The 21699-nt window shown below is 61.5% G+C and carries 17 protein-coding genes and 1 riboswitch; of the genes, 5 read left to right on the top strand and 12 right to left on the bottom strand.

The genetic code is table 11. From position 1 onward, the window contains the following. The first annotated feature begins 9 nt into the window (after positions 1-9). Positions 10-870 carry an archaetidylserine decarboxylase gene (gene asd, locus D8U60_RS06875; RefSeq protein ID WP_024011354.1) on the top strand — a complete coding sequence of 287 codons (861 nt, stop codon included), beginning with the start codon at positions 10-12 and terminating at the stop codon, positions 868-870. 66 nt (positions 871-936) lie between these two features. Continuing rightward, positions 937-2685, top strand: coding sequence for a molecular chaperone (locus D8U60_RS06880; RefSeq protein ID WP_130899794.1), 1749 nt, complete (start codon positions 937-939; stop codon positions 2683-2685). A gap of 91 nt (positions 2686-2776) precedes the next feature. Here the strand turns inward: D8U60_RS06880 and serB are convergent, their stop codons facing one another. Next, on the bottom strand, positions 2777-3991 hold the full coding sequence (gene serB, locus D8U60_RS06885) for a phosphoserine phosphatase SerB (RefSeq protein WP_041477650.1): 1215 nt from the start codon (positions 3989-3991) through the stop codon (positions 2777-2779). Between the two features lie 134 nt (positions 3992-4125). Between serB and D8U60_RS06890 the strand changes: the two genes are divergently transcribed. Then, positions 4126-5637: an AhpA/YtjB family protein gene (locus tag D8U60_RS06890; protein ID WP_130899795.1), complete on the top strand. Its 1512-nt coding sequence runs from the start codon at positions 4126-4128 to the stop codon at positions 5635-5637. A 347-nt stretch (positions 5638-5984) separates the two neighbouring features. Here D8U60_RS06890 and D8U60_RS06895 read toward each other — a convergent pair whose 3' ends face one another. From D8U60_RS06895 to D8U60_RS06940, 9 genes are all read right to left on the bottom strand, one after another. Then, positions 5985-6695: a PqiC family protein gene (locus tag D8U60_RS06895; protein WP_024011350.1), complete on the bottom strand. Its 711-nt coding sequence runs from the start codon at positions 6693-6695 to the stop codon at positions 5985-5987. Between the two features lie 185 nt (positions 6696-6880). Then, positions 6881-9145 (bottom strand): DNA topoisomerase IV subunit A, encoded by a 2265-nt coding sequence (gene parC, locus D8U60_RS06900; protein WP_024011349.1) that lies wholly within the window; start codon positions 9143-9145, stop codon positions 6881-6883. 7 nt (positions 9146-9152) lie between these two features. Continuing rightward, a complete protein-coding gene (locus D8U60_RS06905; protein WP_024011348.1) occupies positions 9153-9677 on the bottom strand; it encodes a TIGR02281 family clan AA aspartic protease in 525 nt (174 codons plus the stop codon). Then, positions 9674-10663: an esterase-like activity of phytase family protein gene (locus D8U60_RS06910; RefSeq protein WP_122881201.1), complete on the bottom strand. Its 990-nt coding sequence runs from the start codon at positions 10661-10663 to the stop codon at positions 9674-9676. The genes D8U60_RS06905 and D8U60_RS06910 overlap by 4 nt, the downstream gene beginning before the upstream one ends. Continuing rightward, positions 10663-12570 carry a DNA topoisomerase IV subunit B gene (parE, locus tag D8U60_RS06915; protein WP_024011346.1) on the bottom strand — a complete coding sequence of 636 codons (1908 nt, stop codon included), beginning with the start codon at positions 12568-12570 and terminating at the stop codon, positions 10663-10665. The genes D8U60_RS06910 and parE overlap by 1 nt, the downstream gene beginning before the upstream one ends. A gap of 41 nt (positions 12571-12611) precedes the next feature. Further along, positions 12612-13220: a YqiA/YcfP family alpha/beta fold hydrolase gene (locus tag D8U60_RS06920; RefSeq protein ID WP_130899796.1), complete on the bottom strand. Its 609-nt coding sequence runs from the start codon at positions 13218-13220 to the stop codon at positions 12612-12614. A gap of 169 nt (positions 13221-13389) precedes the next feature. Beyond that, the gene (gene cpdA / locus D8U60_RS06930) at positions 13390-14205 is read right to left on the bottom strand and encodes a 3',5'-cyclic-AMP phosphodiesterase (RefSeq protein WP_122881202.1); all 816 of its coding nucleotides are present in this window, start codon (positions 14203-14205) and stop codon (positions 13390-13392) included. Positions 14206-14302: 97 nt separating this feature from the next. After that, positions 14303-14755 carry a DUF1249 domain-containing protein gene (locus D8U60_RS06935; protein WP_016771972.1) on the bottom strand — a complete coding sequence of 151 codons (453 nt, stop codon included), beginning with the start codon at positions 14753-14755 and terminating at the stop codon, positions 14303-14305. Continuing rightward, positions 14746-15363 (bottom strand): NUDIX domain-containing protein, encoded by a 618-nt coding sequence (locus D8U60_RS06940; protein WP_024011344.1) that lies wholly within the window; start codon positions 15361-15363, stop codon positions 14746-14748. Before D8U60_RS06940 ends, D8U60_RS06935 begins: the two co-directional genes overlap by 10 nt. Before the next feature lie 227 nt (positions 15364-15590). Between D8U60_RS06940 and D8U60_RS06945 the strand changes: the two genes are divergently transcribed. Then, positions 15591-16337, top strand: a complete 747-nt coding sequence (locus tag D8U60_RS06945) for an RsiV family protein (RefSeq protein ID WP_016771974.1) — start codon at positions 15591-15593, stop codon at positions 16335-16337. On the opposite strand, the gene cytX is transcribed toward D8U60_RS06945, so the two are convergent. Continuing rightward, complete coding sequence (gene cytX / locus D8U60_RS06950) at positions 16306-17598, bottom strand: putative hydroxymethylpyrimidine transporter CytX (RefSeq protein WP_125917487.1); 1293 nt, start codon at positions 17596-17598, stop codon at positions 16306-16308. The genes D8U60_RS06945 and cytX overlap by 32 nt on opposite strands. A 158-nt stretch (positions 17599-17756) precedes the next feature. After that, entirely contained in the window at positions 17757-19646 is a 1890-nt protein-coding gene (thiC, locus tag D8U60_RS06955; RefSeq protein WP_130899797.1) for a phosphomethylpyrimidine synthase ThiC, read from the bottom strand. Positions 19647-19790: 144 nt separating this feature from the next. Beyond that, a riboswitch (TPP riboswitch) is annotated at positions 19791-19896 on the bottom strand. 204 nt (positions 19897-20100) lie between these two features. On the opposite strand from thiC, the gene D8U60_RS06960 reads away from it, so the two are divergent. Beyond that, positions 20101-21534 (top strand): TolC family outer membrane protein, encoded by a 1434-nt coding sequence (locus D8U60_RS06960; RefSeq protein WP_016771977.1) that lies wholly within the window; start codon positions 20101-20103, stop codon positions 21532-21534. Positions 21535-21699: the final 165 nt, after the last annotated feature.

Consider the following 21699-nt stretch of genomic DNA (forward strand, 5'->3'; position numbering starts at 1 on the left):
GGACAACTAATGAAAGAGCGTCTGTTTATCCTCAGCCAGTACCTGCTGCCGCATCACCTGCTGTCGCGCCTGGCCGGCTGCATCGCCGAATGCCGTGTGCGCTGGTTCAAGAATGCCTTCACCCAATGGTTCGCCAAGCGTTATCAAGTGGACATGTCGCAAGCACTGGTCGAAGACCTGACCGCTTACGAGCACTTCAACGCATTCTTCACGCGTGCGTTGAAAGACGGCGCGCGTCCACTGGACGAAACTCCGGGTGCGATCCTCAGCCCGGCCGACGGTGCGGTGAGTCAGCTCGGCCCGATCGAGCACGGTCGCGTTTTCCAGGCCAAGGGCCACAGTTTCAGCGTGCTCGAATTGCTCGGCGGTGATGCGGCCAACGCAGCGCCGTTCATGGGCGGCGATTTCGCCACGATCTACCTGTCGCCGAAGGACTACCACCGCGTGCACATGCCGCTGGCCGGCACCCTGCGCGAAATGGTCTACATCCCGGGCCGCATTTTCTCGGTGAACCAGACCACCGCCGAAAACGTCCCGGAACTGTTCGCCCGCAACGAGCGCGTGGCGTGCATTTTCGATACCGAGCGCGGGCCAATGGCCGTGGTGCTGGTCGGCGCGATGATTGTCGCTTCGATCGAAACCGTGTGGGCCGGTCTGGTCACGCCACCGAAGCGCGAGCTGAAAACCTTCCGCTACGACGAAGCCGCACGCGCACCGATTCATCTGGAAAAAGGCGCGGAACTGGGGCGCTTCAAGCTCGGTTCGACGGCAATCGTGCTGTTTGGTCCGGATCAGGTGAAGTGGGCCGAAGAACTGGTGGCCGGCTCGCCAGTGCAGATGGGCCAAGGCCTGGCACTGCCAAAAGCGTGACCCAATTTGCGGAAGCAGCCGAGGCTGCTTCCGCAAACCGCGGCATTTGCTGCTATGGTTTTGCTCATGAGCCAGACCATCTTATCTCCCAAGCTGCGCGCTCCGACTCCCACGCAAACGCGCCTGTCGTTCTGCGACGCCAGCCCGCGTGACCTCAAGCGCTGGATCGCCGGCCTGCCCAAGGCCAACATCGGCGAAACCGCCCGCCTGCTCTATCAAGGCCTCGGCGAACTGAACCTGTTGCTCACTCCCAGCGACAATCGCCTGCAACTCCTGGAACTGTTGCGGCCCGAGGTGTATTTCGTCTGCCAGCATCTGGAGCGGCACTTTCTGCATCAGGCGATCATGCTCGACGAGCGCTCGCGCAAAGTCAGCAACCTGTGTCAGGCGCTGCAAGGTCAGCTGGCCATCGGCTATAAACAGATCGTTCTGCGCATCCTGCCCAAATACAGCAAAGACCGCGCGACGTTGGTCAGCACCGCCTTGCAACGCGCGGCGCATGCTCTCAAGGCGCAACTGGTGCGCGCCACGCAGTTGTACAGTTCTCCGCCGGAACATGTGTGGTTCGAATTGCACCAGCTGTATCGCAGCGCGGCGCAATTGCAGCTGCAACAACGGCGGCTGCGCGATGATCTGGCCTTTTTGATCAGCGAACTGAGCGTCGAACAGACCTACATCGCCGCGCTGCTATTGGGCTGTGCCCGTTGCAATCAATTGCGCCAGAGCCAGATTGCCCGGCTGGCCGAGGTGATCGAGCCGTGGAGCGCCCTGCTCAAACTGCATCCCGACAGCGCCGACGACGGCTTGTTTGCGGTCAGTCCGGAACTCGATGTCGGCCCGCGCTACCGCAAGATGTTTCGCAGCGAACAACAGAGCGGACTGCTGGGCTTCGATCCGCAACCGCTGGTCAAACAGCTCGAAACGCACCTGCTGCAACAGCCGACTTCGACACCTTTGCCTGTCTCGGCCGGGCTCAGCATCGATACCCGGCAACATCTCCATGCCACTTGGGGCCAGGCGGCCGAACGGAGCTTTCAACGCATCGCCGGCCAGGGCACGCTGACCGTGTGCGTTGGCATGAGCGCCCTGCACTTCTACCTCGGCGGCGAGCGAACCTTCAGCGAGTTGCTCAAACATCCCGGTGCCCGCGCGGCAAACTTCAGCAGCGTCGTGGCCAGGGGCGAAAAGGACAGCTGGAGTCAGGCGTTCGACGCTGCCCCGCAAAGTAACGATGAGCTGTTGCCGTACGAGGAAATCCAGTACGACCAGTTGAGCGAAGAAGAAGGCCCGGGCAACGCGCCGAATTATCCGACTTACGCCTTGCCGGTGATCAACCATAGTCCCGGCGGTTATTGCCTGGCCTGGCCCAGCGAAGTACCGGCGGACTTGCAGGCCGGGGAAATGCTCGGCATTCAGGACAGCGAGGGCAAAGGCTGGAGCATTGCGGTGATTCGCTGGATCCGCCAGGTGCGCGGCAGCGGCACGCAGATGGGCATTGAACTGGTCGCACCACACGCGCAGCCGTGCGGGCTGCAACTGGTCCGAACGAAAGATGATCACAGCCAGTATTTGCGCGGTTTGCTGTTGCCGGAAATCAGTGCGATCGATGTGCCGGCCACCGTGCTTGCGCCGCGCCTGCCCTTTCAGGAAGGCAACAAGGTGTTAATCAATACACAGGGCGAAGAACACCGCGCCGGGCTGGATCGGCGGGTGGCGAGTACGCACAGCTTCAACCAGTTCGCCTATCGCTCGCTGGATCCTGCGCAGAATGGCGGAGGTGAGGAGGATTTTGATTCGTTGTGGAATTCGCTTTAAAGCAAAAGATCGCAGCCTTCGGCAGCTCCTACAGGGAAATGCATTCCAAATGCAGGAGCTGCCGAAGGCTGCGATCTTTGTGCTTTGTCAGTTACAACTGCCCGTCGCGATCCCGGAAGCCCAACAGATACAACACACCATCCAGCCCCAGCGTTGAGATCGCCTGCTTCGCCGACTGCTTGACCAGTGGTTTGGCGCGGAACGCCACGCCCAGCCCGGCAATCGCCAGCATCGGCAAGTCGTTGGCGCCGTCGCCGACGGCAATGGTCTGCTCCAGACGCAGACCTTCCTTGTGCGCCAGTTCCTTGAGCAAGTCAGCCTTGCGCTGCGCATCGACAATCGGCTCGATCGCCACGCCGGTGCACTTGCCGTCGACCACTTCCAGCTCGTTGGCAAACACGTAATCGATGCCAAGCCTGGCTTGCAACTGCTTGGCGAAATAAGTGAAGCCGCCGGACAGGATGGCGGTTTTGTAGCCGAGGCGCTTGAGTTCGGCGAACAGGGTTTCGGCGCCTTCGGTCAGGCGCAGCGAGGCGCCGATCGAGTCGAGCACGCTGACGTCGAGGCCCTTGAGCAGCGCCAGACGCTCCTTGAAGCTGGCGCGGAAATCCAGTTCGCCGGCCATGGCGCGCTCGGTGATTTCCGAGACCCGGTCACCCACGCCGGCCGCCTTGGCCAGCTCATCGATGACTTCCGCTTCGATCAGCGTCGAGTCCATGTCGAACACGGCCAAACGCCGGTTGCGACGGAACAGCGAATCTTCCTGGAAGGCGATATCGACGTTCAATTCCTGGGCAACGCTGAGGAATTCGGCGCGCAGGGCCTGCGGATCGGCCGCTTCACCGCGCACGGAAAACTCGATGCAGCCCTTGCCCTTGTCGGCCGGAGTGTCCAGCGGCATGCGCCCCGACAGACGGTCGATATGGTCGATGTTCAAGCCATATTTGGCGGTGATGGCGCTGACCGCCTGCAACTGGCCGGCAGTGACCTTGCGCGTCAGCAAGGTGACGATATGGCGCTTCTTGCCCTGATTGCCCACCCACTGCTGGTAATCCTCTTCGGACACCGGGGTGAAGCGCACTTGCTGATCCAGTTCGTAGCCCTTGAACAGGATGTCCTTGAGCACTGACTTGCCCTGTTCGGAATCGGGAATTTCAACCAGGATGCCGAACGACAGGGTGTCGTGGATCACCGCCTGACCGATGTCGAGAATGTTCACACCACCTTGTGCCAGAACACCGGTGATGGCCGCCGTCAGACCCGGACGGTCGACTCCCGTGATGTTAATCAGGACGATTTCGCGCAACGCGCACCCCCGCAACTGGAAAAAAACCGCATTCTACCCACTTTCAGTGACCATCGGGCACCGCGAGCGCTTTGCCGGTCTGGGGCCTGTCGCTATACTGCGCGTCAACTTCACGGACAAAGAGCCGAGCTCAAGTGAACCGGCCCACGCCAGTCAAAACCGATAACTTCTTCCTGCTGATCTTCCGTGCACTGCGCCATCGCCGTGTACCGATTGCATTGCGCATTGCCAGCCACAACGTGATCCTGGTCGCTCTGGCCCTGGTGATCTATGCCGGGGTGATGGGGCTGCAATTCAAGCAGGCCATGCACGAGCAGGCCGATGCGCTGGGCGAAAGCCTGACCACGCAGACTGCCACCTCCGCCACCGAGCTGCTGGTGTCCAACGACATCCTCAGCCTCAACGTGCTGCTCAACAACCTGACCAAGAACAAACTGGTCGCCCACGCGGCAATCTACAGTGTGGACAACCGCATCCTCGCCGAGTCCGGTCAGCGTCCCAAGCACAGCCTTCTGGGCGAAGCCGAGGGCATGTACGAGAGCAAGATCACTTTCCAGGACGTGACGGCCGGGCAACTGCGCATCAGCCTGGACATGGATCAGTTCCAGCAGCCAATGACCATCAGCCTGCAAAGCATGGGCATTCTGAGCGCGATTCTGCTGGCACTGTCGCTGGCTCTGAGCCTGCGCATGGGCCGTTATCTGTCGACGCCACTGCTGCAATTGCGTGTGTGGCTGCGCCGCATCGACGCGCATACACCGGGCATCGATCGCCAGGATGAAATCGGCGATCTGGCGCGCCAGCTGCACGCCAGCTACGCCCCGGAACCGGAGCCTGAACCTGAACCCGAGCCGGAATTCGCCGAGGAAGAAGACGAGCCGGAATTCGAGGTGCGTAACCTGCGCGATCCAAGTTTCGACGAAAGCCGCCCGCTGGCCGCGAAGAAACCGGCGCCGCGTCACCTGGTCAGCACCGTCGAAGACGATGATGAAGATGACGCCTTCGCCGACCTGCGCGACGAATCGCTCAACGGCGCCGCCCAACCGCTCACGCGCAAACCGAGCCCTGACGTGCCACAGCACACCGCCGTACTGGCCGTGCAATTGGGATCGCAGGAACAACTGCGTCGCTTGCCTCGCGCACGCCTGGAAGAACTGCAGGATCGCTATCGCGACTGCCTCGAGCAGGCAGCGTCGCTGTATCAGGGCGAAATCGAAACCCTCAACGATGGCAGCACGCTGTTGCTGTTCCACACCGAAGATTGCGGCGACGATTACCTGACCAATGCCATCTGCTGCGGCGAACTGCTTCGTGCTCTGGGTCATCAGTTGCAGATCGAGGTCGCAGACAGCGGCATCACCCTGCAATTGCAGTTGGGCCTGACCCTGGGCGATGAGTTGTTCGGTCTGAGCCAGATTGATCTGCTGCTGACCGATTCGGCCCAGGATGCACTGGCCTTGTCGCAACACAGCCGCAATCTGCTACTGGTTGAACGCAAGATCAGCGATGACGCGTTGATCCGCCAGCGTGCGCGGATCCGGCCGATCGCCAGCCCTGAAGGCGCGTGCTGTGTGGAGCGGTTGATGGAGCCTTATCCATCGATGCTGGAGCGGCAACTGGCGCGGATGCATGAGCGCCGGGCGTAAGGCCTAGGCCCGATACGCAAAAGCCCGCAGACGAGTGATTGTCTGCGGGCTTTTTTGTGCGCGGCGTTACTGGAATGTGTGCATCCCTGAAAAGCCCCTCACCCTAGCCCTCTCCCAGAGGGAGAGGGAACCGACCGAGGTGTCTGGCGCCATATATCGACCTGACAGATCTTGGCGATTATGGATTCACCTCCGCGCGTTCACGTCGGTGTAGCTATCGAATATCCCCCAATCGGTCCCCTCTCCCTCCGGGAGAGGGTTAGGGTGAGGGGCTTTTGATCTTCCACCCCACCTCCAGACAAAACAAAGCCCGCACAAGGCGGGCTCTGTTCTGACTCGTTCCAGCCTCAGAAGCGAAACACTTCCATATCCGTACGAATCGGCGAGGCCATTGGAATCTTCGGCTGCTTCTCGGCATCCGCCGCCGGCGCTGCGGGTTTCGGCGCGGCCTTGCGCGGTGCCTCGGCCACTGGCGGCTGGTTGGCCAGTGGCTTGAGCGCCACCGACAGCTGCTCGGCCAGACGCTGCAACAGAACCCCTTGTGCCTGCACCTGGGAAGCGGTGCTGCCAGCGTGCGTTTCCTGCAGGTGAATGATGCGGTTATCGCGCACCTTGCCGCGACGATCGATCAACCGCCACTGTGCATCGAGAATCGCCGGTTGTTTCGCCCCGGAATCCAGACGAGTGATGGTCAGCAAAACCTGCACATCCGGCGTGAACCCGGCCGTGGCCGGCGCCAGCACCACGCGCTGGCTGTCCAGATGACCGGCGACCTGACGCATCAGCAGCTGATCGATATCCGACGAAAGGCTGCCAGCCCAACGACCGTCGGTCGCCGCTTGCAGGCTGCCGTCCGGTTGACGTTGCAGCAGGGTTTCGCGTTGCAGGTAATCGGCAACAACCACCGGCCCCAGCAAAACCGCCATGCCCGCGCTTTGCGCAGGCTGAACCGGACTTCCGCTGTCCAGTTGGTACAGCGACACCGGCTGGTGAACGCTGCAACCCGCCAGGCCAAGAACGCCGGCGAGCAACAAAATAAGGGGGCGTAGAGCAGTCATCATCCCGTCCAGGTGGCCGCCACAAGGCTGACCACAGTGAAAATACTCAATAAATATGAAGAACGCTCGGCCACGCCGGCGCTTGAAAGGCCATATCATCCGTGAATATGCGTTCCGACTCCAGCGCCAAAGCGTCGATCTACGCGTTTAATCGCAGATCGAACGCTCTAGGAAGGCGTTCTCGCCTAATTGAGGTTTTCGACGAGCAGCGCATCGACCCGTTGGAAGCCCCGCGGAAGTTTGTTTCCGCGCCGTCCACGCTCACCTTTGTAGTGCTCGAGGTCGTCGGCTTTCAGTGACAAGGTCCGTTTGCCAGCCTGCAAAACCAGGGTGGCGCCTTCCGGCAGAACGGCGATGTCCGTGACATATTCTTCGCGACTGGCCACGCGCTCACCGGAAATACCGATGATCTTGTTGCCTTTGCCCTTACCCAATTGTGGCAGATCACTGATTTTGAAGATCAGCAGGCGACCTTCGGTCGTGACCGAGGCCAGCCAGTTCTGCTCACGATCGGCCACAGGGCGCGGCGCGATGACCTTGGCGTTGTTCGGCAAGCTCAACAGCGCCTTGCCAGCCTTGTTCTTCGCTTGCAGGTCTTCGCCTTTGACCACGAAGCCATAACCGGCATCGGAGGCAATCACGTACAACGCATCGTCTTCGGGCATCAGCACGCATTCGAACGAGGCGCCCGGTGGCGGCGTCAGGCGGCCGGTCAACGGTTCGCCCTGACCACGGGCCGACGGCAAGGTATGCGCAGCGACCGAATAGCTGCGGCCGGTGGAGTCGATGAACACGGCAAACTGGTTGGAGCGCCCCGCCGCCGAGGTCTTGAAGCCATCGCCGGCCTTGTACGACAGACCGGTGGCGTCGATGTCATGGCCCTTGGCCGAACGCACCCAGCCTTTTTCCGAGAGCACGACAGTGACTTTCTCGTTCGGCAGCAGGTCGTGCTCGCTCAACGCCTTGGCTTCGGCGCGCTCGACGATTGGCGAGCGGCGGTCGTCGCCGTAGGTTTCGGCGTCTTTGAGCAGCTCGGTGCGCACCAGCTTCTTCAGCTTCGCTTCGCTGCCCAGCAGCGCTTGCAGCTTGGCCTGTTCCTTGAGCAGTTCGTCCTGCTCGTCGCGCAGCTTCATTTCTTCCAGTCGCGCCAACTGACGCAGACGGGTGTCGAGAATGTAGTCGGCCTGGATCTCGCTGAGGGCGAAACGCTCGATCAGCTTGGCTTTCGGGTGTTCCTCGGTGCGGATGATGTGGATCACTTCATCCAGGTTGAGGTAGGCGATCAGCAAACCATCCAACAGGTGCAGGCGACGCTCGACCTTGTCGAGGCGGAATTGCAGGCGGCGACGCACGGTCAGCACGCGGAACTCCAGCCATTCGACCAGCAGCGCACGGAGGTTTTTCAGCTGCGGCTTGCCGTCCAGACCGATGATGTTGACGTTGACCCGGTAGGTCGACTCCAGCTCGGTGCTGGCGAACAGGTGCTGCATCAGCGCTTCGTGATCGACGCGGCTATTGACCGGGATGATCACGATGCGGCACGGGTTTTCGTGGTCGGATTCGTCACGCAGATCGGCGATCTGCGGCGCTTTCGACGGTTTGGCCTGCATCAGCGCGGCGATCTGCTCCAGCACTTTGGCGCCGGAGACCTGATGCGGCAGCGCGGTAACGATGATGTCGCCATCCTCGACGTGGTACACGGCGCGCATGCGCACCGAGCCCTTGCCGGTTTCGTACATTTTCAGCAGGTCGGCACGCGGCGTGATGATTTCCGCTTCGGTCGGATAGTCCGGCCCCTGAATGTGTTCGCAGAGCTGCTCGACCGTGGCTTTCGGCTCATCGAGCAGACGCACGCAGGCGGTGGCGACTTCACGCAGGTTGTGCGGCGGCACGTCGGTGGCCATGCCCACGGCGATACCGGTGGTGCCGTTGAGCAGAATGTTCGGCAGGCGCGCTGGCAACACCAGCGGTTCCTGCAGGGTGCCGTCGAAGTTCGGCCCCCAGTCAGCGGTGCCCTGGCCCAGCTCGCTGAGCAGCACTTCGGAATAGCGCGACAGCCGCGCTTCGGTGTAACGCATGGCGGCGAAGGACTTGGGATCGTCCGGCGCACCCCAGTTGCCCTGGCCGTCGACCAGCGTGTAGCGATAGCTGAACGGCTGCGCCATCAGCACCATCGCTTCGTAGCACGCCGAGTCGCCGTGGGGGTGGAACTTGCCGAGCACGTCACCGACGGTACGCGCCGATTTCTTGTGCTTGGAATCAGCGTCCAGCCCCAGTTCGCTCATGGCGTAGACAATACGCCGCTGTACCGGCTTCAGGCCGTCGCCGATATGCGGCAAGGCGCGGTCCATGATCACGTACATGGAGTAGTTGAGGTAGGCATTTTCGGTGAAGTCAGCCAGCGAGCGGCGTTCTACACCGTCCAGGCTGAGATCAAGGGAGTCGCTCATGCGGGCCTCATCGGTTCGTTGTCTGGCGCAGCAGCATGGTGCCACCGCGCTGGGTAAATTCAAGTCTGTTAAGGGCGCTCATGCCGAGCAGCACCTGATCGCCATGCAGCCCCGGCGCCACCAGTGCGCGGACATCCCGCAGGACGATGTCGCCCAATTGCAGGCGGGCAATCTTCGTTCGATAGCCCTGGCTCAGGCCGTTGGCCGTACTCAGGGTCACGCCGAAACCTTCTTGCAGCTTCAAACGCTTGGCCAGATCCGCCGGGATCGCCACATCAGTGGCGCCGGTATCGAGCATGAACTCGACCGGTTCGCCGTTGATCTGGCCACTGGCGACAAAATGCCCTTGGGCATTGCTCGCCAGTTTCACTTCGATAAAACCTTCGCCCTGCTCCGACGTGACCACGATGTTCGGATTCTGCTGGCGCTGTTCCCACTGACCGAAAAACCGCGTCGCGAGAAACAGCGCCGCGCACCAGGCGAGGATCATCAACACCCGACCGGCACGCTTGCCCGGTGGCTGCTGGCTCATGGCCTGGCACTCCAGCCACCGTCCGGCGCGGCAAAGCGCCAGACCACCGGGCGGACTTCGCCATCAGCACGCGGGCCAAAATTGTTGTCGACGCCGATCCACGCACCTTCGGCATCAATGATCAGCGCTTCTTCCAGCCCGTAGTTCTGCGAATACCGACGTTGTTCCTGCAACAGTTCGCCGGCATACGACCAGCATTGCTCGACCTTGGCCGTCTGTGCATCGCGACGGCAGATCTCGAAAGCGTTGCGTTCAAGGGTAAACAGCTTGCCGTTGAACAAGGAAATGTCGGAAAAGTCGCGATGCACCGCTTTCGCCTTGGGAAACTGTGGCGGCTGCATCTCCTTGCCGCCCTCACTGAGCAGCACGCAGCGACCGTCACAATCCCACACCGTCTGCTGGCGCTTGATCAGCAGCAGGCCGCGTTTTTGCCGTTCGGCGGCCAGCCATATCTGATCACCGGCCGGGTTGATCGCCAGGCCTTCGAAGATCGAATTGAACTTGAGCAGCAGGCCGCTCGCCCGCGCTTCGCGAACCAGCAGCGGCGAGATTTTCAGCCAGTTCGCCGGGCCACTGACCGGCACCTGCAACACCGCCGCATGGGCCTCACTGACGATGTAGCGATTGCCTACGCTGTCGCAACTGATGCCCTCGAAATCCAGATCGCCACCGCGAATGAACGACGCCGCCCAAGTGCGCGAACTCAAGCCCCACGGCAAGCCGCTCTCCGGCACGGGCGGCACGTCGATGTGCACGGTCTGCGCCTGCCAGACCGGATCGCGGGTATCGAGCCGATAGATCTGCTCGTCATCGCGATCGGAAACCGTCCACAGCTCATTGCCGCACATGGCCAGCCCCGACAGGTTACCGCCGCGCATGCCTTCGACCGGGTGTTCGGAAAGCAGCCGCAATTGTTGCAGCGGCTCGGCCGACACGCTCAGCGCACTCAGCAGCAACGCACCCGCCAAGGCCCAGCCAAACTGCATCAGGCCAGCACCTCGGCGAGGTTGCCTTTGGATTCCAGCCAGGATTTGCGGTCACCAGCGCGTTTCTTCGCCAGCAGCATGTCCATCATTTCCGAGGTTTCGGCGAAGTCTTCGCCCAGCGTCAACTGCACCAGACGCCGAGTGTTCGGGTCCATGGTGGTTTCACGCAGTTGCGGCGGATTCATTTCGCCCAGACCCTTGAATCGGGTGACCTGCGGCTTGCCGCGTTTCTTCTCGGCCACCAGGCGATCGAGAATACCGTCGCGCTCGGCCTCGTCGAGGGCGTAGTAAATCTCTTTGCCGAGGTCGATGCGGTACAGCGGCGGCATCGCCACATAGACGTGACCGGCATCCACCAGCGGGCGGAAGTGCTGGACGAACAGCGCGCACAGCAAGGTCGCAATGTGCAGACCGTCGGAGTCAGCGTCGGCGAGGATGCAGATCTTGCCGTAGCGCAGCTGGCTCATGTCCGCCGCGCCCGGATCGACGCCGATGGCCACGGCGATGTTGTGCACTTCCTGGCTGGCCAGCACTTCGCTGCCGTCGACTTCCCAGGTGTTGAGGATCTTGCCGCGCAACGGCAGGATCGCCTGGAACTCTTTGTCCCGCGCCTGTTTGGCCGAACCGCCGGCGGAGTCACCCTCGACCAGGAACAGCTCGGAACGCATCGGGTCCTGCCCGGCGCAGTCAGCCAGTTTGCCCGGCAGCGCCGGACCTTGGGTGACGCGTTTGCGCTCGACTTTCTTGCTCGCCTTGAGGCGGCGGCCGGCGTTGTTGATCGCCAGTTCGGCCAGGGCCAGACCGGTTTCCGGGTTGGCGTTGAGCCACAGGCTGAACGCATCCTTGACCACACCGGAAACGAACGCCGCTGCTTCACGGGAAGATAGACGCTCTTTGGTCTGGCCGGAGAATTGCGGCTCCTGCATTTTCATCGACAAGACGAAAGCGATGCGCTCCCAGACGTCTTCCGGCGCCAGCTTCACGCCGCGCGGCAGCAGGCTGCGGAACTCGCAGAACTCGCGCATCGCGTCGAGCAGGCCCTGACGCAGACCGTTGACGTGCGTACCGCCCTGGGCGGTCGGGATCAGGTTGACGTAGCTTTCCTGCACCGCGTCGCCGCCTTCCGGCAGCCACAGCAGCGCCCAGTCGACCGCTTCCTTATTACCGGCGAAAGCGCCGCAGAACGGCTCGTTCGGCAGACGTTCGAATTCGCTGACCGCATCGACCAGATAAGAGCGCAGGCCGTCTTCGTAATGCCACTCGACTTTCTCGCCGGTGCCTTTGTCTTCGAAGCTGACCAGCAAGCCCGGGCACAACACAGCCTTGGCCTTGAGCACGTGCTTGAGGCGGCTGATGGAGAATTTGGGAGAATCGAAGTATTTCGGGTCCGGCGCGAAGTACACGCTGGTGCCGGTGTTGCGCTTGCCGACGGTGCCGACGATTTCCAGCTCGGACGCCTTGAAGCCGTCCTTGAAGGTCATCTGGTATTCGTTGCCGTCACGCTTGACCCGTACGCGCACTTCGGTCGACAGCGCGTTGACCACGGAAATACCCACCCCGTGCAGACCGCCGGAGAACTGGTAGTTCTTGTTGGAGAACTTGCCGCCCGCATGCAGCTTGGTAAGGATCAGTTCGACGCCGGACACACCCTCTTCCGGGTGGATGTCGACCGGCATGCCACGGCCGTCGTCGCTGACTTCCAGCGAATGGTCGGCGTGCAGGATGACCTGCACCGATTTGGCGTGGCCGGCCAGGGCTTCGTCGACGCTGTTGTCGATGACTTCCTGGGCGAGGTGGTTCGGCCGACTGGTGTCGGTGTACATGCCGGGGCGTTTGCGCACCGGGTCGAGGCCCGAGAGGACTTCGATGGCGTCGGCGTTATAAGAACTAGCGCTGGGAGTGGCCATAAGGTCTCGTCGTCAGTCATTCATGAAAGAGGGGCAAGACTTCACAGCGTGGTGAAATCGATTGCCTGATACATATCGGCAGCCATGCCGGCAAAACTCAGCAACGCCGGCAATTGCCCGGCAAAGCCCTGGAAACTGTGGTCGCCGCCAGCCTGGATGCGCAAGGCACAGGCGCGGTAATACTGTTGGGCGAGGCGATAATCCAGCGTTTCGTCGCCGGTTTGCAACCAGACCTGATAACGCTGCGGATCCTGCGGTGGCGGCACTTCCAGTTCGGCCAGCGCCGTGACGTGGTCGTGGGTCAGTTCCCAGGTTTCATCGGTGTAGAGGTTCTGCTGCGTGCCCAGATAACCATCGAACATCCGGTGCGGGCTGACCGCCGGGTTGACCAGCAGGGCTTTCAGGCCATGGCGCTCGGCCAGGTGAGTCGCATAGTAGCCGCCGAGCGAACTTCCCACCAGCAACGGCCGGCCCAGCTCGGCGATTGCCTGCTCGAGCTGACCGATGGCTTCGCGCGGATAGTGATGCAGCGCCGGCACGCGCAATTGCTCGCTCAAACCCAGCCGCTCCATGACCGCGACCAGCTGACAGGCCTTCTTCGAGGCCGGCGCGCTGTTGAAACCGTGGATATAGAGGATCGAACCGGACATTTGAGCTCCCTGGCTGTCGGCGAAAGATAGCGGAGTTTACAGGGAGTCTGCATTGGATGGGCCATACAAATGCACCTGTAGGAGCTGCCGAAGGCTGCGATCTTTTGATCTTGTCTTTTAAAGCGAAAATCAACAGATCGCAGCCTTCGGCAGCTCCTACACGGAGGTCTCAGTAACCGTTGGAGCCGTAATCGACGGTGAACTCGAAGTCGGTGACTCGTTCGACGCCGGTTTCCAGTTGGCCATCCGGCAACAACCGCAGCCAGCGATACCCCGGCGCCTGCTCGCCCACTTTGAAATCCGCACTCCCGGGCTCGAACTGGATGCACGTCGAAGGCGAGGCCATCAAGCGCACGCCATTGCGTTCGCGATCGATTTGCTGATGCACATGCCCCCATAACACCGCGCGAACCTGCGGGAAGCGATCCAGCACTTCAAAGAACGCTTCCGGGTTGCGCAGGCCGATCGGCTCCATCCACGCGCAGCCGATCGACACCGGATGATGATGCAGGCACACCAGATGATGACGCTCCGGCGCCTCGCTCAGCGCGCGGGCCAGCAGTTGCAATTGATCATCCTGCAGATAGCCCGGCACCGAACCCGGCACCGCCGAATCCAGCATCGTCACCCGCCAATTGCCAATATCGACCACCGGCTCCAGGAGCGTGCTCTGCACCGCCGCCTCGGCCATGACCATCGGCTCGTCGTGATTGCCGGGAATCCAGCGCGCCGGGGCATTGATCTGCGCGCTCATGTGGCGGAAGGCCTGATACGACTCCAGCGTGCCGTCCTGGGAAATATCTCCGGTCGCCAGCAGCAGATCGATCTGCGCCTGTTGCGCCAACACCAGGTCGATGACCTGTTGCAGGCTCTCGCGGGTCTTCATGCCCAGCAGCTTGCTGTGCGCTTCAGCGAACAGGTGGCTGTCGGACAACTGCACCAGCAGCGCCGGGTCGGCGCTGGTAATTGTCGATACGCTGGGCAAGGCGCTCTCCCGGGGCTAGGCACGCAATGGATGGGTGCGGCAATTATGCTGGGGGATGACAAAAAGGGGAAACCGCCGAAGCGGACGCAGTTCACAACTAGCGAACGACTTCGTACTCGTGCCCCAACGCCAGGCAATGACTCAGCCATTCGCCCAGAAACACATTGAGCTGGGCCTTTTCATCGGGCTGGTGCATGGCGGCGTTCGGATAAGGATAGATGCCGCGAAAGCGTCGTGCATGTTCGGCGCTGACCACTTCGGCCATGCGCGCGTCGTGGTAGACCTGCACTTCCAGTTGCGGCACCGGCAACCATGGCAGGCTGTGCTCCTGGCGTACCTGCAAGGTCGTGGTGTACGGGCAGGTCTGCAGCACTTCGAGGGCGAGCACGCCGAGCATCTGCTCGCCCTGGGTCACGGCGATACGCCGCGCCTCGGGTTCGTTGCGCATGTCCGGCAGCAGTCGCATCAGGCGCGCGTAGTTGGCCTCGCAGGCGGCTTGCAGCCCTACGAGGTCAACCCGATAACGATCGCGCAGCTTGTTTACGACCATAGCCCCCTCACTTCGGCGCGGTTGAGCGCCAGCCACTGCAAGGCGATGATGCTCGCCGCGTTGGCAATCCGTCCATCACGCACGGCCTGCAAGGCATCTTCAAAGGCCCAGACCGTTACGCGAATGTCTTCGGCCTCTTCTTCCAGCCCGTGCAGACCGCCGACACCGTCGGTGCTGCAACGCCCCAGATACAAATGCACGAATTCGTTGCTGCCACCCGGCGATGGAAAGTACTTGGTCATCGGCCACAACGCCTTGATGTCCAGCCCAGCTTCCTCCTGCGCCTCGCGGTGAGCAACTTCTTCCGGTTGCTCATCTTTGTCGATCAGACCGGCGACCAGTTCGACCAGCCACGGGTTGTCGGCCTTGCCCATGGCGCCGACACGAAACTGCTCGATCAACACCACTTCATCGCGCTGCGGATCGTAAGGCAGGACGCACACGGCATCGTGGCGCACGAAGATTTCCCGGTTGATCTCGCGGCTCATGCCCCCGGCGAACAGCTCATGGCGCAAGTGCACACGGTCGAGCTTGTAGAAGCCCTCGTAGCATTTTTCGCGCCGCACGATATCGACGGCGGTCGGAATGGCGTTGGCAAAGTCAGTCATGATCATCCTCTTTACTGCATATCCTTTACGGGGTTTGCGCGTACAACCGGCAACCTCGACTTCGCGCCATCCTAACGCGCCCGCACCGTTTGATGCAGCCCCTTTACCGTCAGCGGGATGGACGGTGAAGCTGAAACACACTCTAATCAGCTTAGTGGCGAACTGACTGCTCCGTTGAGAGTCGAAGCGGTATCTTTTTGCCTTCCCCTGCTTTCGAAAGGACGCCCATGTCGCTTTTCAAAATTGCCTCTGTGGCCGCTATTGCCCTGACTCTGGGCGCTTGTGCCAGCCTGTTCCAGCCTAACTATCGCACGCCGCTGGAAACCACCCGCGACGCCTCGGAACAACTCAAACCCGGCTGTTCCAATCCCGATTGCCCGCTGGTGAACATCGACACTCTGCGCTTCCCGGACGAGCCGGCACTGGACGGCATCATCGAAAAACGTCTGCTGCAAATGACCCGCACCGAGAAGAACGCACCCGTAGCGCCAACCCTGGCCGCCTACCGCGAGCAGTTCCTGGCCAGCGCCGGCCCGCGCAACAGCAGCTATCTGCAAGCGAAAGTACGCGAGCAGCATGACGGACTGGTGATCATCGAGCTGTCGAGCTACCTCGATACCGGCGGCGCCCACGGCACGCCGGGTCGCGGTTTCATCAACTATTCGCGCCAGCAGCACAAGGTGCTGAATCTCTCCGATATGTTGCTGCCGGGTCAGGAAGAGGCGTTCTGGAAAGCCGCGCAAGTGGCGCACAACAGTTGGCTGATCAGCACCAAGCTCGATCAGGAGGCGGAATTCGTCGCGAACTGGCCGTTCGTGAAAACCCCGCACGTGGCGCTGACCTACGGTGGCGTGATCCTCAAGTACGACGTGACCACCATCGCGCCCTATGCGCTGGGCCACGTCGAACTGAAGATTCCTTATCCGCGCCTGAACGGCATTCTCAAGCCTGAGCTGTTTCCCGGCCGTAACTGAAGGCCCGGCCCAGCACTAACTGCAACAGCCCTGCCAGCACCAGCGCCGGCAGGGTTGCGCCGACATCCGGATACAGATTCGCCAGCAAGTGGTAGGTGCTCACACCACCCAGCCACGCCAGCAACGCCGGCCAGCGCAATGCGGCTGAGGCGACCTGAGCACTGCGCTTGCGCAGGATGAAGTGATCCACCAGCACCACGCCGAACAGCGGCGCAAACACCGAGCCGATCAACAGCAGGAAATTCTGGTACTGCGCCAACGGCGCCAGCAGTGCGATCAGCGTGCAGATCACGCCGATGGCCAAGGCCAGGTGCTCGACTTTCAGACGCAACAGAATCCCGCTCGAGACCGCTGCCGAATGAATATCGGCAAAAGCGTTTTCCGACTCGTCGAGCAGAATCAGCAACAGCGGAATGCCCAGACCGGCGCCAGCCAAGGCCAGCAGCAGCGCGTTGACTTCACCGCTCGGCGCAAACGCCAGGGTGTAGGCCACACCAAGGCTCATCAGCCAGAAATTGCCGATGAAGAAACCCACAGCCGTGCCACCGAAAACATTCTTTGCGCGTTTGCCGAAACGCGAATAGTCGGCAATCAACGGCAGCCACGACAGCGGCATGGCGATGGCAATGTCGAAGCCCACCGCGAACGGCATCGAGCCGTCACCGGCGCGCGCCCACAGCGCCACGAGGTCGGCTTTGGCGAACAGGTTCCAGGTCAACCACAGGCACGCGGCGAGCAGCAGCCAGATGCCCCACTTGCGCAGAATCTGCCGCACGAACGTCAACGGCCCGCTCACCGCGAGCAAGGTCGCCAGCGCACCGAAGAACAGCGTCCACAGAATCGGATTGGCCCACAGCGAACCTTCGCTGAAGGCGCGGGTGCCGAGCAGGCTGGCGGCATCGCGCATGACGATGATTTCGAACGAGCCCCAGCCGATCAGTTGCAGCAGATTGAGCAGCGCCGGCAGGCTCGCGCCTTTGCTGCCGAGGCTGAGCTTCAGCGCCGCCATCGATGACAGGCCGGTGTCGCTGCCGATCACGCCGACTGCAGCCAGCAACAGCACGCCCACCAGCGTGCCGAGGAAGATGGCCAGCAAAGAACCGGACAGGCCCAGGCCCGGCGCGAGCAATGCGCCGGTCTGCAAGACCATCAGGCCGATGCCGAGGGAGAACCACAGGGAAAACAGATCGCGACCGCCGAACACACGCTTTTCAGCGGGCACGGCAAGGTCGGGGGAATAAGTGCCGGGTTGAATGCTCAAGGGTGTTATCTCAAAGAGGAGCAGGAAAAAGCTGCAAGCTGCAAGCTGCAAGCTGCAAGCCGCAAGTTAAAAGCGGTACGCGGACTGCTTCTAATCTTGCAGCTTGCCGCTTGCAGCTTGCCGCTTGCAGCTTGCCGCTTGCCGCTTGCCGCTTGTGACTAGACTTTCTTGTACAGCTGACTGCCTTCCTTCTTGAACCGCTCGGCCTGCTCAGCTAGCCCCTTGGCGACGTCCACATCGACCGCGTCGATGCGCTGGTTGGCCGCATACTCGCGGACTTCCTGGGTGATCTTCATCGAGCAGAATTTCGGCCCGCACATCGAGCAGAAATGCGCGACCTTGGCCGAGTCCTTCGGCAGGGTTTCGTCGTGATAGGAGCGCGCGGTGTCCGGGTCCAGGCCGAGGTTGAACTGGTCTTCCCAGCGGAATTCGAAACGCGCCTTGCTCAGCGCGTTGTCACGGATCTGCGCGCCCGGGTGTCCCTTGGCCAAGTCCGCCGCATGCGCGGCGATCTTGTAAGTGATGATCCCGGTTTTCACGTCATCCTTGTTCGGCAGGCCCAGGTGCTCCTTCGGCGTCACGTAGCAGAGCATCGCGCAACCGAACCAGCCGATCATCGCCGCGCCGATACCGGAAGTGATGTGGTCATAGCCCGGCGCAATGTCGGTAGTCAGCGGGCCGAGGGTGTAGAACGGCGCCTCGTCGCAGCATTCGAGCTGCTTGTCCATGTTCTCTTTGATCAACTGCATAGGCACGTGGCCCGGGCCTTCGATCATGCATTGCACGTCGTGTTTCCAGGCGATCTTGGTCAGCTCGCCGAGGGTTTCCAGTTCGCCGAATTGCGCTTCGTCGTTGGCGTCGGCAATCGAGCCCGGACGCAGGCCATCGCCCAGCGAGAAGCTGACGTCGTAGGCCTTCATGATTTCGCAGATTTCGTCGAAGTGGGTGTAGAGGAAGTTCTCTTTGTGGTGCGCCAGGCACCACTTGGCCATGATCGAACCACCACGGGAGACGATGCCGGTGACGCGTTTGGCGGTCAGCGGCACGTAACGCAGGAGCACGCCGGCGTGAATGGTGAAGTAGTCGACGCCCTGCTCGGCCTGTTCGATCAGGGTGTCGCGGAACAGCTCCCAGGTCAGGTCTTCAGCGACGCCGTTGACCTTCTCCAGCGCCTGATAGATCGGCACGGTACCGATCGGCACCGGCGAGTTGCGGATGATCCACTCGCGGGTTTCGTGAATGTGTTTACCGGTGGACAGGTCCATCACCGTGTCCGAGCCCCAGCGAATGCCCCAGGTCAGCTTCGCCACTTCTTCTTCGATCGAAGAACCCAGGGCGCTGTTGCCGATGTTGCCGTTGATCTTCACCAGGAAGTTACGGCCGATGATCATCGGTTCCAGTTCGACGTGGTTGATGTTGGCGGGAATGATCGCGCGACCGCGAGCGATTTCTTCGCGGACGAATTCAGGGGTGATTTCTTGCGGAATGCTTGCACCGAAGCTGTGGCCGGCATGCTGCTGCTTGAGCAGGCCGGCCGCGCGCGCTTCTTGCAGCTTCATGTTTTCGCGGATGGCGACGTATTCCATCTCGGCAGTGATGATGCCTTTGCGCGCGTAGTGCATCTGGCTGACGTTGGCCCCGGCCTTGGCCCGGCGCGGGTTGTTGACGTGGGCAAAGCGCAGTTTGGTCAGTTCGGCATCGGCCAGACGCTGCTGACCGAAGTTCGAACTCAGGCCCGGCAGGCGCTCGGTATCGCCACGGTCATCGATCCACGCTGAACGCACATCGGCCAGACCTTTGCGCACGTCGATGACCACGTTCGGATCGGTGTACGGGCCGGAAGTGTCGTAGACAGTGACCGGGGCGTTGATCTCGCCGCCGAAATCGGTCGGGGTTACATCGAGGCTGATTTCGCGCATCGGTACGCGAATGTCCGGGCGCGAACCCTGAACGTAGACTTTTTGCGAACGGGTGAACGGCTTGACCGACTGCTCGTCGACCTTGGCCGAGTCACTCAGGTTGATCGCGTTTTTTTCTTTTGTTGTCATCACAGGCTCTCCAGACAGCATCCAGCAGTGGATTGTCGGAGCAGAACCTGAAAGGCACGGACGCACCAGGACCGGTGCTGTGCATTCGTCATGGCGTTCGATTGTCGAACAATATCCCGGACGAAGCACAAGAGGACTCGCCGGGTGACGAGAAATCTTGTTCCCTACGCAGGCGCTAACCTGATCAGGTTCAACGGGATCCGAAATTATTCGATCTCAGCCTCATAGCAAGGCACCCCGACAAGAACCCGGCCAGTCTAGACACAACCATCAAGGAACGCCAACACCGCAGCGAACGCCATGATGAATGGCGTAAATACCCAGGCTGGCCGATTGTTGCCGGAGCAATGCGCAACTACACTCGCTGGGCCTGCTCAGCCTTGACGCTGTGCGGGCTGCGCCTTACCTTTGGCGCCCGGATTACTTCCATAATATTCATGCTAGGGATCGCCTCATGCTGCGCAAACTTTCATTGGCTGTTGCCGTGTCCTGTGCGTCCAACACAATGGCCTGGGCAGCGGAAGCACCCTTGTCGACCAAAACCGATCTGGTCAGCGTCTATCAGGAAGCGGTCGACAATAACGCCGACCTCGCGGCGGCCCGCGCCCAGTATGGCGCGCAGAAAGAAGTGGTGCCGCAGGCTCGCGCCGGTCTGCTGCCGAACCTGTCCGGTGGCGCCGAAGTTGCTGACGTGCGCACCTCGATCGACCAGCCTTCAGCCATCGCCAACCGCAGCGCGCATTCCTATCAGGCGACCCTCGCGCAGCCGCTGTTCCGCGCCGATCGCTGGTTCCAGTATCAAGCGGCGAAGGACGTCAACGAGCAGGCCGCTCTGCAGCTGTCGGCGACCGAACAGAACCTGATCCTGCAGAGCGCTGAAAGCTACTTCAACGTGCTGCGCAGCCAGGACAACCTGGCCTCGACCAAGGCTGAAGAAGCCGCGTTCAAACGTCAGCTCGATCAGTCCAACGAGCGCTTCGATGTCGGCCTCTCGGACAAGACCGACGTGCTGCAATCGCAAGCCAGTTACGACACCGCGCGAGCCAACCGCATCGTCGCCCAGCGTCAGGTCGATGATGCGTTCCAGGCGTTGATCACCCTGACCAACCGTCAGTACAACTCGATTCAGGGCATCGTTCATACGCTACCGATCTTGCCGCCGGCGCCCAACGATGCGAAATCCTGGGTCGACACGGCGGCGCGGCAGAACCTCAATCTGCTCGCCAGCAACTACGCGGTCAGCTCTGCCGAGCAGACACTCAAGCAGCGCAAGGCCGGCCACTTGCCGACCCTCGACGCCGTGGCGAAATACGAGAAAGGCGACAACGACGCCCTCGGCTTTGCCAACCCCAACTCGTTCGGCGCGCCTTATGGCGGCAACGTCGAGCAGAGCACCCTGGGCCTGCAACTGAACATCCCGATCTACAGCGGCGGGCTGACCAGTTCGCAAGTGCGTCAGTCCTATGCGCAACTGGATCAGAGCGAACAGCAGCGCGAATCGCTGCGCCGGCAAGTGGTGGAAAACACCCGCAATCTGCACCGCGCGGTGAACACCGACGTCGAGCAGGTGCAGGCGCGCCGCCAGTCGATCATCTCCAACCAGAGCGCGGTGGAAGCCACGGAAATCGGTTATCAGGTCGGCACACGCAACATCGTCGACGTGCTCGACGCGCAGCGCCAGCTGTACACCTCGGTGCGCAACTACAACAACACCCGCTACGACTACATCCTCGACAACCTGCGCCTGAAGCAGGCGGCGGGGACGCTGAACCCGGGTGACCTGGAAGACCTGCGGCGTTATCTGAAAGCCGACTACAACCCGGACAAGGATTTCCTGCCGCCGGATCTGGCGTCGGCGGCTGAAGCGCAGCTCAAGGCCCGGCCATAAGCAATCTGGAATGAATACCCTGTGGTGAGGGGATTTATCCCCGTCCGGCTGCGCGGCAGTCGTAAATCCGGCTTGCCAGATCTGACTGAATCACCGCGCTGAATGGTTTTGGGGCTGCTTCGCAACCCAGCGGGGATGAATCCCCTGTGGCGAGGGGATTTATCC

This window comes from Pseudomonas sp. Sample_11 (genome assembly GCF_004307505.1).
GTDB classification, from domain to species: domain Bacteria; phylum Pseudomonadota; class Gammaproteobacteria; order Pseudomonadales; family Pseudomonadaceae; genus Aquipseudomonas; species Aquipseudomonas atacamensis.